This window comes from Streptomyces sp. NPDC101393 (assembly GCF_044767385.1).
Lineage (GTDB): Bacteria > Actinomycetota > Actinomycetes > Streptomycetales > Streptomycetaceae > Streptomyces.
Map to the genome: position 1 here is coordinate 55,470 of NZ_JBIWNU010000006.1, position 12,617 is coordinate 68,086.

Annotated in this window: 8 protein-coding genes; 6 read left to right on the top strand and 2 right to left on the bottom strand. The window is 72.0% G+C overall.

The window, feature by feature from the left end; genetic code table 11:
- Positions 1–27: 27 nt before the first annotated feature.
- Positions 28–1,515 (top strand): GTPase HflX, encoded by a 1,488-nt coding sequence (gene hflX / locus ACIRQ7_RS20130; protein WP_403668749.1) that lies wholly within the window; start codon positions 28–30, stop codon positions 1,513–1,515.
- Between the two features lie 127 nt (positions 1,516–1,642).
- On the opposite strand, the gene ACIRQ7_RS20135 is transcribed toward hflX, so the two are convergent.
- On the bottom strand, positions 1,643–2,830 hold the full coding sequence (locus ACIRQ7_RS20135; RefSeq protein WP_404264005.1) for a trypsin-like serine peptidase: 1,188 nt from the start codon (positions 2,828–2,830) through the stop codon (positions 1,643–1,645).
- A gap of 282 nt (positions 2,831–3,112) precedes the next feature.
- Here ACIRQ7_RS20135 and ACIRQ7_RS20140 point away from each other — a divergent pair, with 282 nt between their 5' ends.
- The 5 genes from ACIRQ7_RS20140 to ACIRQ7_RS20160 all read left to right on the top strand — a co-directional run bounded on the left by ACIRQ7_RS20140 (position 3,113) and on the right by ACIRQ7_RS20160 (position 11,326).
- On the top strand, positions 3,113–4,507 hold the full coding sequence (locus ACIRQ7_RS20140) for a diaminobutyrate--2-oxoglutarate transaminase family protein (protein WP_404264007.1): 1,395 nt from the start codon (positions 3,113–3,115) through the stop codon (positions 4,505–4,507).
- Positions 4,504–6,519 (top strand): IucA/IucC family protein, encoded by a 2,016-nt coding sequence (locus tag ACIRQ7_RS20145; RefSeq protein WP_404264009.1) that lies wholly within the window; start codon positions 4,504–4,506, stop codon positions 6,517–6,519. The genes ACIRQ7_RS20140 and ACIRQ7_RS20145 overlap by 4 nt, the downstream gene beginning before the upstream one ends.
- A 100-nt stretch (positions 6,520–6,619) precedes the next feature.
- A complete protein-coding gene (locus ACIRQ7_RS20150; protein ID WP_401471396.1) occupies positions 6,620–7,318 on the top strand; it encodes a GNAT family N-acetyltransferase in 699 nt (232 codons plus the stop codon).
- A gap of 170 nt (positions 7,319–7,488) precedes the next feature.
- Complete coding sequence (locus tag ACIRQ7_RS20155) at positions 7,489–9,270, top strand: IucA/IucC family protein (protein ID WP_404264011.1); 1,782 nt, start codon at positions 7,489–7,491, stop codon at positions 9,268–9,270.
- Positions 9,271–9,310: 40 nt separating this feature from the next.
- Positions 9,311–11,326 (top strand): ATP-dependent DNA helicase, encoded by a 2,016-nt coding sequence (locus ACIRQ7_RS20160; protein ID WP_404264013.1) that lies wholly within the window; start codon positions 9,311–9,313, stop codon positions 11,324–11,326.
- 67 nt (positions 11,327–11,393) lie between these two features.
- On the opposite strand, the gene lexA is transcribed toward ACIRQ7_RS20160, so the two are convergent.
- Positions 11,394–12,194, bottom strand: a complete 801-nt coding sequence (gene lexA, locus ACIRQ7_RS20165; protein WP_401471387.1) for a transcriptional repressor LexA — start codon at positions 12,192–12,194, stop codon at positions 11,394–11,396.
- Positions 12,195–12,617 lie beyond the last annotated feature (423 nt).

Below are 12,617 nucleotides of genomic sequence, written 5' to 3' on the forward strand. Positions count from 1 at the left end.
AGGACTCCCAACGACACAAAGGATCAAATGACCTCCTCTTCTTCCCTTCCGCAGGACCGCCAGCGCCTCTCCGAGAGCCTGCGGGCCGACGCCCTGATGGAAGAGGACGTCGCCTGGAGCCACGAGATCGACGGGGAGCGGGACGGCGATCAGTACGACCGCTCGGCGCGTGCCGCACTGCGCCGTGTGGCGGGCCTCTCCACCGAGCTCGAAGACGTCACCGAGGTCGAGTACCGACAGCTCCGCCTGGAGCGCGTGGTGCTCGTCGGCGTATGGACCTCCGGGACGGTGCAGGACGCGGAGAACTCCCTCGCCGAGCTGGCAGCGCTGGCGGAGACCGCCGGCGCGATGGTGCTCGACGGCGTTGTCCAGCGCCGCGACAAGCCCGACCCGGCCACCTACATCGGCTCCGGCAAGGCCCTTGAGCTGCGCGACGTCGTGCTCGAATCCGGCGCGGACACCGTGGTCTGCGACGGTGAGCTCTCCCCGGGTCAGCTGATCCACCTGGAGGACGTCGTCAAGGTCAAGGTGGTCGACCGGACCGCCCTGATCCTCGACATCTTCGCCCAGCACGCCAAGTCCCGTGAGGGCAAGGCGCAGGTCTCCCTGGCGCAGATGCAGTACATGCTGCCCAGGCTCCGCGGCTGGGGTCAGTCGCTGTCCCGTCAGATGGGCGGCGGCGGATCCAGCAGCGGCGGCGGAGGCATGGCCACCCGTGGTCCCGGTGAGACCAAGATCGAGACGGACCGGCGGCGGATCCGCGAGAAGATGGCGAAGATGCGCCGGGAGATCGCGGAGATGAAGACCGGCCGGGACATCAAGCGCCAGGAACGCCGGCGCAACAAGGTCCCCTCGGTCGCCATCGCCGGCTACACCAACGCCGGCAAGTCCTCGCTCCTCAACCGCCTCACCGGCGCCGGCGTCCTGGTGGAGAACTCCCTGTTCGCCACTCTGGACCCGACCGTCCGGCGGGCCGAGACGCCCAGCGGCCGGCTCTACACCCTCGCCGACACCGTCGGATTCGTCCGCCACCTCCCGCACCACCTCGTCGAGGCGTTCCGCTCCACGATGGAGGAGGTCGGCGACTCCGACCTCATCCTGCATGTGGTCGACGGCTCGCACCCGGTGCCGGAGGAGCAGCTGGCCGCGGTCCGCGAGGTCATCCGTGAGGTCGGCGCGACGGACGTGCCCGAGATCGTCGTCGTCAACAAGGCCGACGCCGCCGATCCGCTGGTGCTCCAGCGCCTGCTGCGCCAGGAGAAGCACGCCATCGTGGTCTCCGCCCGTACGGGCCAGGGCCTGACCGAGCTGCTCGAGCTGCTCGACGAGGAACTCCCGCGCCCCGAGGTCGAGATCGAGGCACTGGTGCCCTACACCCAGGGCGCCCTGGTCTCGCGGGCCCACGCCGAGGGCGAGGTCATCTCCGAGGAGCACACCGCCGACGGCACGGTCCTCAAGGCGCGGGTGCACGAAGAGCTGGCCGCGGAATTCCAGCCGTTCGTGCCCGCCGCCTAGCAGCGGCACGCAGGGCTCCGCACCGCACGACGAAGGCCCGCCCCCGGGAGATCCGGAGGCGGGCCTTCGTGCTGCGCGTACCGCGGGCCGACGGGGGCGCCGGAGTGCGGCGCCGCCCGTCACCGCATCACTGCTTGGCGGCCCACTTCTTGCTCATGCTCCGGAAGATGGTCTGAGCCTCGGTACCGAGGTGCGGACCGGCCGCCCACTTGGCCGGGCGCGGACCCATCGACATGTTGGAGACCAGCACCGGCTTGCCGTCCTTGCCCTTGGCGAACCAGGGGCCGCCGGAGGAACCACCGGTCATGGTGCAGCCGATCCGGTACATGGTCGGCTTCTTCGCGTCCATCGACAGACGGGTCGGCTTGTCGGTGCACTGCTGCTGGACCGCACCGTCGAACGGCGGCTCGGCCGGGTAGCCCTGCGCCGTCAGGCTCGGGATCTTGCCGATCGCGGGAGCGTTGAACTCCACGTCGTACGCGCCGCCGGCGGTCTCCTCAAGGGACTTGCCGTTGCTGCCGGCCTCGGGCTTGACGTGCATCAGCGCGAAGTCGTACGGGGCCATCGGCACGCCGGGAACGGCGCCGCCGTCCTTGATCCACTCGTTGGACGTCGCCATGTCGTCGGCCCACCACTTGCCGGCCGGGACGCGGTCCTCGAACGGCGTGGTCTTCATCTTCTCGGCGGGCTGGCCGGTCCGGTTGAAGTTCGGCACGAACATCATGTTGCGGTACCAGCCACCGCTCTTGCCGGCGTGCACACAGTGCGCCGCGGTCCACACGAGGTTGGACTTGCCGGGGTGGGCCGGGTCCTTGACGACGGTGGCCGAACAGCGCGAGTCGCCCTTGGGGGTGCTGAACAGCAGCATCCCGATACCGGGAGCGGTGGAGTCGTACGGCGTCTTGACGGGCTGCGCCGGGACGGCCTGCGGCTCAGGGTCGGTCTGGCCCTGGTCCTCCGAGATGTCCTCGGGCTTGCTCGGGTCCTTCGGCGGCTTGACCTTGTCGATCTTGTCCGGGTTCCAGAAGTCCTTGATGATCGGGTTGATGAACTGCCCGGCCTCCCGGAGCCATGTGTCCCGGTCCCAGTTCTTCCACTCGCCGTTCTTCCACTTGTCCAGATCGAAGCCGTGCTGCTTCAGCTTGTCCTGGATCTCCTGGGGGATCTTGATGTCACCCCCGCCGGCGTCCTGGCCCGCGGCCTGGCTCGGCTTGGCGTCCGCGTTGTCGTCCTCCGGGCCGCAGCCGGTGGCGGTCAGCGCCAGTACGGCGGTGAGGGCGGCGGCGGCCAGGGCCGGCCGGCGTATGGATGGCATGGGTGAGGTCCCCCTGGTCAATTCGATCTGAGCTTGTGTGGCGTGTGCCGGATTGCGTCGGCGATGTTTTGTCATGCACGGAAAGATCCCGACGCAACCCCCCACTATGCCGGTGTCGGTGGGGACGGCGGTACTCGGGTCCCCGGTTCCCCGGGGCAAGGATCTTGGCCCTGACCGTGATCCTCCGACGCGACGGTCGTTGGTAGGTACGGGGGGAGAGCCGGGCTGCCCGCAGCGGCTTCGCGGCATCCAGCAGCACACCAGCAGGAGGACACAACTGCCGTGGCGTTGACCGAAACCGTGCCGGCGGCCGCCTCGTCGGCCCACGAGGGGATCCTGCGGCGGCAGTCCCTGCGTGAGTCCGCAGCCCGTACCTACGCGCGCTCACTGCCCATCGTCCCGGTGCGCGCCCGCGGGCTCACCATCGAGGGCGCCGACGGCCGCCGCTACCTCGACTGCCTCTCCGGCGCCGGCACCCTCGCGCTCGGCCACAACCACCCCGTGGTCCTCGAAGCGATCCGGGCCGTCCTGGACTCCGGCGCCCCGCTGCACACCCTGGACCTGGCGACGCCCGTCAAGGACGCCTTCACCACCGAGCTTTTCGCCACTCTGCCCCGGGAGTTGGCCGAAAAGGGGCGCATCCAGTTCTGCGGCCCGGCCGGCACCGACGCGGTCGAGGCCGCCTTCACCCTCGTCCGCGCCGCCACCGGCCGGGACGGCCTGATGGCCTTCTCCGGCGCCTACCACGGCATGACGGCGGGGGCGCTCGCCGCGTCCGGCGGCGCATCGCACCCCGGCGTGACCCGGCTGCCCTACCCCTACGACTACCGCTGCCCGTTCGGCACCGGCGGCGAGCGGGGCGCCGAACTCTCCGCACGCTGGACCCGGAGCCTGCTCGACGACGCGAAGAGCGGGGTGGGGCAGCCCGCCGGGATGATCCTCGAACCCGTCCAGGGCGAGGGCGGAGTGATTCCGGCACCGGACAGCTGGCTCCGGAACATGCGCGACCTGACCGCCGCCCGGAAGATCCCGCTGATCGTCGACGAGGTGCAGACCGGCGTCGGCCGCACCGGCGCCTTCTGGGCCGTCGAACACAGCGGCATCGTGCCGGACGTGCTCGTGCTGTCGAAAGCGATCGGCGGCAGCCTGCCGCTCGCTGTGATCGTCTACCGCGAGGAACTCGACACCTGGCAGCCCGGCGCGCACGCCGGCACCTTCCGCGGCAACCAGCTCGCCATGGCCGCCGGCAGCGCCACCCTCGCCTTCGTCCGTGCGAACGGACTCGCCCGCCGCGCCGGCGAACTCGGCGCCCGGATGCTCGCCCGGCTCCGCGCCCTCGCCACCGCCCACGACTGCATCGGCGACGTGCGAGGCCGCGGACTGATGCTCGGCGTCGAGATCGTCGACCGCACCACCGACGCCGACGCCACCGGCGCCCGCCCCGGCGACCCCGCACTCGCCGCAGCCGTCCAACGGGCCTGCCTCGAACGCGGCCTGATCGTCGAACTCGGCGGCCGGCGTTCCGCCGTCGTCCGCCTGCTGCCACCCCTGACCATCACCGACGAACAGGCGGAAGCGATCCTCGACCGCCTCGCCGACGCCATCGCGGCCGCCGTCCGCACCCTCCCCGGCCCGACGGGCCCGCCCCCCACCACCCTGCGAGGCACCTCCCGATGAACGAACGCCCCGGCCCCGACGGGACCCACACCGAGCGACCGCCCGCCCACCAGGGCGCGGCGACCATCGAATCGGTGCCGCGCCAGCAACGGCACACCGCCGACGACGCCTGCCACGAACCCACCGGATGCGACCAGCACCAGCCCGCCTCCGCCGCACCCCCGTGCCACGCCCTCCCCGACGACGGCGACCCGCTGGACCACCCCGACCCGGCGGTGGCCGCCGACGCCGCCGGCATCGAGAACCTGCTGCGCTGCTGGCTGCGCGAGAACGGCGCGCACCGCCCGGCGGGCGGCCGGCTGCGCATTCCGCTGTACGCCAGCGCCGGCGCCCTGCACATCCCCGTCCGCTACTGGTCACCCACCGGCTGGCACCGCCTCGACGCCCCCACCATCGAAGCCGCCCCCGCCGACGCCGCCCCCCTCGACGCCGTCACCCTCGCCGCGCTGCTGCGCCGCGAGGCCGCGCACGGCGGCGACCGCCGGGCGACGGACGGCGACGAGCACCGGACCGCGGACGGCACAACGGAGCACGCACCCGCCGGCGAGCGGCGGCCCGCCCCCGAGGGCGACGGCGCCGAACTCGTCGGCCGGGTCGCCAACTCCGTACGCAACACCGCCGTCTTCATCGCCGACCGCCGCCTGCGCCCCGCCGACAACCACGGCGCGCTCTTCCTCGAAGCCGAACAGTCCCTCCTCCTCGGCCACCCGCTGCACCCCACCCCCAAGAGCCGCGAAGGCCTCACCGACGCCGAGACCCGCGCCTACTCACCGGAATTGCGCGGCGCCTTCCCGCTCCACTGGATGGCCGTGCACCGCTCCGCCGTCGCCGCCGACTCCGCCTGGACCGAACGCGGCAGGCCGGTGGCCGCCGAGCGGCTCACCGCCGGCCTCGCCGAGGACAGTCTCCGGCTCCCGGACGACACCGTCGCACTGCCGCTGCACCCCTGGCAGGCCCGCGAACTCACCGACCGCCCGGACATCGCCGCCCTCCTCGACAACGGCGTCCTGCACGACCTCGGACCCCGCGGCCCCCTCTGGCACCCCACCTCCTCGGTGCGCACCGTCCACCGCCCCGGCGCGAACGCCATGCTCAAGCTCTCCCTCGGCCTGCGCATCACCAACTCCCGCCGGGAGAACCTCCGCAAGGAGCTGGAGCGCGGCGTGGAGGTCCACCGGCTGCTGCGCACCGGCCTCGCCGAGCAGTGGCAGGCCGTCCACCCGCGCTTCGACGTCATCCGCGATCCGGCGTACCTCGCCGTCGACGGCGCCGACGGCGCACCCGTCCAGGGCCTCGACGTCGTCATCCGCCACAACCCCTTCAGCGCCACCGACGACGCGGTGTGCATCGCGGGCCTCACCTCGCCCCGGCCCTGGCCCGGCCACCCGGCGATGCGCTCCCGGCTCGTCCACCTCGTCACCACGCTCAGCACCCGGACCGGCCGCACTCCCGGCGCCGTCGCGACCGAATGGTTTCTGCGCTACCTCGAAGCCGTCGTACGCCCCGTCCTGTGGCTCGACGGCACCGCCGGCGTCGCCCTGGAGGCCCACCAGCAGAACACCCTCGTCCTGCTGGACCCCGACGGCTGGCCGGTGGGCGGCCGCTACCGCGACAACCAGGGCTACTACTTCCGCGAGTCGCGCCGCGCGGAACTGGAACAGCGACTTCCGGGCATCGGCGCGACCAGCGACACCTTCGTCCCCGACGACGTCACCGACGAGCGGTTCGCCTACTACCTCGGCATCAACAACGTCCTCGGCCTCATCGGCGCCTTCGGCGCGCAGCGGCTGGCCCGCGAGGAGATCCTGCTCGCCGCCTTCCGGCGCTTCCTCGCCGACGCCGCGGCCGCCCCGCTCGCACACCGCTCCACTTTGCCGGAGCAGCTGCTGTCGGCCACCACACTGCGGTGCAAGGCCAATCTCGCGACCCGGCTGCACGGCCTGGACGAACTCGTCGGCCCGGTCGACACCCAATCCGTCTACGTCGCACTGCCCAACCCCCTCGTCCCCTAGGCGTAAGGCCCCGAACCGGACATCAGAATCTGACGCCGCCGTTCCGCGTCCCACAAGGCCACGCGGCACACGACAGGCGCCACGAGAGGAGAGCGTCGTCGTGCCATCCACCGAATCCGGTACCGGCCCGAACGCCGATGACACCCTCGACCTGGAACTCCCGCCCGACTGGGCGGCGTTGTGGGACCGGGACGACGGGCCGCCCGCGGCGGGGAAGCCCGCCGCGGGCCCGCTCCTCGACAACCTCGCCGACTGGCCGCCGGCCCGGACCCCCGCCGGGCCGTTCGAGCTGGTCCCCGTCCGGCTCGACCGCGACCTCGCCCGGATCTCCGGCTGGATGAACGACCCGGCCGTCGCGGCCTTCTGGGAACTGGCCGGCCCCCCGGAGACCACCGCGGCCCACCTGCGCGGCCAGCTCGACGGCGACGGCCGCAGCGTGCCCTGCCTCGGCGTGCTGTCCGGCGTCCCGATGAGCTACTGGGAGATCTACCGCGCCGATCTCGACCCGCTGGCCCGCTACTACCGCGCCAGACCCCACGACACCGGCGTGCACCTCCTCGTCGGCGGCGTCGGTGACCGAGGCCGCGGCCTCGGTACGACACTGTTGCGCGCCACCGCCGATCTCGTGCTGGACCACCGCCCCCACTGCGGACGCGTCATCGCCGAACCCGATCTGCGCAACACCCCTTCCGTCGCGGCATTCCTGAGCGCGGGGTTCCGCTACGCCGACGAGCTCGAACTCCCCGACAAACGCGCCGCCCTGATGATCCGCGACCGCGCCCACCGCCACCATCTCTGACCCCGGGCCGTCCCTCGGCTCCCCCCGATGCCGCCCGGATCCACGACCACCCACCACCCACCGCCCTCACCCAGCCACCCGAACCCCATCCCCCGTCCGTAGCCCATCCGTCCCGCCGCCCGGTTGTCCCCCGCACGTGCCGGGCCGCTCCCGCTCAGAGGAGTCCCGCCTTGTCGCCTGCGTCCCCGCTTCCTGCGTCCCAGCCCTCGCACTCCGCCTGGCAGCACGCCGCACGCCGACTCTTCGCCAAGACCCTGGCGGAGTTCGCGTACGAGGAAATCCTCCTCCCCGAACCCGACGGCACCGCCCCCGACGGCACCCCGCAATACCGCCTGCCCGTCACCGCCACCCTCGTCTACCGCTTCCGGGCACGCCGCGGCAGCTACGGGCACTGGCACGTCGACCCGGACTCGATCACCCCCGACGCCGACCCGCTGCGCTTCCTCACCCTGGCCCACGACACCGTGCTGGGCCTGTCCGGCGACACCACCGGCCACCTCATCCGCGAGCTGACCGCCACCCTCGCCGCCGACACCCGCCTCGACACCACCGCCCTCAGCGCGGCCGCCCTCGCCGACCTGGGCCACGCCGACCTCGAAGGCCGCCAGACCGGCCACCCCTGGCTCGTCGCCAACAAGGGCCGGCTCGGCTTCTCCGCCATCGACACGGCGCAGTGGGCACCGGAAGCCCGCACCCCGCAACGGCTGCCCTGGCTCGCCGCGCACCACAGCCTCGCCCACTACCGCGGCATCCCCGCCCTCGCCACCCCCGATCGCCTCTACGGCGAGGAACTCACCCCCGCCACCCGCAGCGCCTTCGCCCGCGCCGTCTCCGACGAGGGCCGCGACCCCGCCGACTACCTCTACCTCCCCGTCCACCCCTGGCAGTGGGACGAGACCATCGCCCCGCTCTTCGCCCCGCAGCTCGCCGACAGATCCATCATCGCGCTGCCCACTGACAACGACCTCCGGCTCCCGCAGCAGTCCATCCGCACCTTCCTCAACATCAGCCGCCCGCAGGCCCGCACGGTCAAGCTCCCGCTGTCCATCCTCAACACCCTGGTCTGGCGCGGACTGCCCACCGAACGCACCCTCGCCGCCCCCGCCGTCACCCGCTGGGTCCACGGCCTGCGCGACGAGGACCCGTACCTGCGCGACGAGACCCGGGTGATCCTGCTCGGCGAGACCGCCTCCGTCACCGTCGAGCACCCCCTCTACGACCGGCTGTCCGGCATCCCGTACCAGTTCAAGGAGCTTCTCGGGTGTATCTGGCGCGAGCCGGTCGACCGCCATCTCGACCCCGGTGAACGCGCCCGCACCCTCGCCTCGCTGCTCCAGACCGACCCCGCGGGCCGCGCCCTGACCGCCGAGCTGGTGCACCGCTCCGGTCTCGCCCCGCGCGTCTGGCTCCGCCGGCTCTTCGGCGCGCTGCTGCCGCCGCTGCTGCACTTCCTCTACCGCTACGGCACGGTCTTCTCCCCGCACGGCGAGAACGCCGTCGTCGTCTTCGACGAGCACGACGTCCCCACCCGCCTCGCAGTGAAGGACTTCGTCGACGACGTCAACGTCAGCTCCCGGCCGCTGCCGGAGCATGCCGCGATGCCGGACGACGTCCGGGCGGTGCTGCTGACCGAGCCGCCGGCCTTCCTCACCCAGTTCATCCACTCCGGCCTGTTCGTCGGCGTCTTCCGCTACCTGGCACCGCTGTGCGAGGAGCAACTGGGCGTCCCCGAGGCCGAGTTCTGGTCACTCGTACGGGCGGAGATCCTGCGCCACCACACCCGTTTCCCGCAGCTGAAGGAACGGCACGAGATGTTCGACCTGCTCACCCCGCGGATCGAGCGGCTGTGTCTGAACCGCAACCGCCTGCACGTCGACGGCTACCGCGACCGCAGCGACCGCCCGCACGCCGCGGTCCACGGCACCGTCCGCAACCCCCTGCACACCGCGTGAGCGGTCGGCTGTCAGTGGTGCCGCGTACGCTTGCAGCGCTATGACAAAGCCCTCCCTCACCGATCTGCTGCACGCCGCCGTCACCGCGGTCGGCGGCACCGAGCGCCCCGGCCAGGTGGCGATGGCCGAGGCCGTCGCCGAGGCCGTGGAAGACCAGTCGCACCTCCTCGTGCAGGCCGGCACCGGCACCGGAAAGTCCCTCGGCTATCTGGTGCCGGCGCTGGCCCACGGCGACAGAGTGGTCGTCGCGACCGCCACCCTGGCGCTGCAGCGCCAGCTCGTCGAGCGCGACCTGCCGCGCACGGTCGACGCCCTGCACCCCCAGCTGCGCCGCCGCCCCGAGTTCGCCATGCTCAAGGGCCGCTCCAATTACCTCTGCCTGCACCGCCTGCACGAAGGCGTCCCGCAGGAAGAGGAGGACGGCCTCTTCGACCCGTTCGAGCACGCCACGCCCACCAGCAAGCTGGGCAAGGACCTGCTGCGGCTGCGCGACTGGGCCGACGAGACCGAGACCGGCGACCGCGACGCGCTGACCCCCGGTGTCTCCGACCGTGCCTGGGGCCAGGTCTCGGTGTCCTCCCGCGAGTGCCTGGGCGCCTCGAAGTGTGCGTACGGCGCGGAGTGCTTCGCCGAGGCGGCCAGGGAGCGCGCCAAGCTCGCCGACGTCATCGTCACCAACCACGCCCTGCTCGCGATCGACGCCATCGAGGGCGCCCCGGTCCTCCCGCAGCACGACGTACTCATCGTCGACGAGGCCCATGAGCTGGTCTCCCGGGTCACCGGCGTCGCCACCGGCGAGCTCACCCCCGGCCAGGTCAACCGCGCCGTCCGGCGGTCCGCCAAGCTCGTCAACGAAAAGGCCGCCGACCAGCTCCAGACCGCCTCCGAGTCCTTCGAGCGGCTGATGGAGCTGGCCCTCCCGGGCCGCCTGGAAGAGATCCCCGAGGACCTCGGCTACTGCCTGATGGCGCTGCGCGACGCCGCCCGTACGGTCATCTCCGCCCTCGGCTCGACCCGCGACAAGAACGTCCAGGACGAGGACGCCGTCCGTAAGCAGGCCCTCGCCGCGGTGGAGAACGTCCACACCGTCGCCGAGCGCATCGCGAACGGCTCCGAGTGGGACGTGGTCTGGTACGAGCGCCATGACCGGTTCGGTGCGTCGCTGCGGGTGGCGCCGCTCTCGGTGTCCGGGCTGCTGCGGGAGAAGCTCTTCGCCGACCGGTCCGTCGTGCTCACCTCCGCCACCCTCAAGCTCGGCGGCGACTTCAACGGCGTGGGCGCCTCCCTCGGGCTCGCCCCGGAGGGATCGCAGGGCGAGGACATCCCCGTGTGGAAGGGCCTGGATGTCGGCTCCCCCTTCGACTACGGCAAGCAGGGGATCCTGTACGTCGCCAAGCATCTGTCCCAGCCCGGCCGGGAGGGCAACCGCGAGGACATGCTCGACGAGCTGGCGGAGCTGGTCGAGGCCGCCGGCGGCCGGACCCTCGGGCTCTTCTCCTCGATGCGTGGCGCCCAGGCCGCGGCGGAGGCGCTGCGCGGCAGGCTCGACGTGCCGATCCTGCTCCAGGGCGAGGAGACGCTCGGCGAGCTGATCCGGCACTTCGCCGCCGACGCCCGTACGTGTCTGTTCGGCACCCTGTCCCTCTGGCAGGGCGTCGATGTGCCGGGCGCGAACTGCCAGCTCGTGGTGATGGACCGGGTGCCCTTCCCGCGTCCCGACGACCCGCTGATGAGCGCCCGGCAGAAAGCCGTGGAGGAGGCCGGCGGCAACGGCTTCATGGCGGTCGCCGCCACGCACGCCGCGCTGCTGATGGCACAGGGCGCCGGGCGCCTGGTCCGCGCCACGGGCGATCGCGGGGTGGTCGCCGTCCTGGACCCCAGGGTGGAGCGCGCCCGCTACGGCTCGTTCCTCCGTAAGTCGATGCCCGACTTCTGGTACACGACGGACCGCAATCAGGTCCGCCGCTCGCTCTCCGCCATCGACGCGGCAGCGAAGGCGGCCGAGGCCGCGGAAGCGCCGGACGCCACGGAAGCGACGGAAGCCACCGAGGAGTAGCGCCCGCGCGCAGCACAGAGCCCCGGAACCGGCGCAGTGGTTCCGGGGCTCGGTCAGGTGGCCCGGGTCAGACCCGGCGCAGTACCGCGACCACCTTGCCGAGGATGGTGGCCTCGTCACCGGGGATCGGTTGGTACGCGGCGTTGTGCGGCAGCAGCCACACATGGCCGTCCTCGCGCTTGAAGCGCTTCACGGTCGCCTCGCCGTCGAGCATCGCGGCGACGATGTCGCCGTTCTCGGCGACCGGCTGGCGGCGGACGGTGACCCAGTCGCCGTCGCAGATCGCGGCCTCGATCATCGAATCACCGACGACCTTGAGCACGAACAGCTCGCCGTCGCCGACCAGCTGGCGGGGCAGCGGGAAGACGTCCTCGACGGACTCCTCCGCGAGGATCGGACCGCCGGCCGCGATCCGGCCGACCAGGGGCACATACGAGGCGGCGGGCTTGCCGGCCGTGTCGGTGGCCGCGCTGGTGGTCTGGTCCGACCCGCGGACCTCGTATGCCCGGGGGCGGTGCGGGTCGCGCCGCAGGAAGCCCTTGCGCTCCAGAGCCATGAGCTGGTGGGCGACGGACGAGGTGCTGGAGAGCCCGACGGCCTGGCCGATCTCCCGCATGGACGGCGGATAGCCACGCCGCTGCACCGAATCCCGGATCACTTCGATCACCCTGCGCTGGCGATCGGTGAGCCCCGAACTGTCGGCGCGAATTCCTGGTGGCCTGCCCGGCAGCGAGCGTGCGGGCTTCTGCTCTTCGGAGTCCAACGTGGCGTCGTCCATCGGTGTGTTCCGTGCCGGTTGAGGTTGCTCGAATCGGCTCTGGGAGTGGCTCTGTGCGGTGATGGTCGCGCTGTCTGCGGTGGTGGTCACGTCGGCCCCTCTCGAAATGTTCTCCCTAGCTAGCCAACGGTAGTTGCTTTCGAAAGGTTGCGCCAAACACACGTTCGAGTGAAAAATTCGCTGATTGGCTGACCTGATCAAGTGGCTGGGTGTATGGCCGAATAGCAATTCGGGCAATTGCGATACGGCGCGGGACGCGTTCCCCGCGGGCCCGAGCCCTCCGGCCGGACCGCCACCGGGCGCACCGCCGCGACGGACGGCCGCCGCGCGCCGCGGCCGATTCTGCCACTGCTGCCCCTGTGCCCCGCCGGCCGGGTGGCTTCCCGTACTCTCGTGGGCGACCCCCCGGCCCGCCTCCACCGCGACACGCGGTAGGCAGTTATATGCGACCCGACACCACATCTAGTGCTTAGATGCGTTCGACCGCCTACAAGTTGTGGTGCCTGGTCCTCC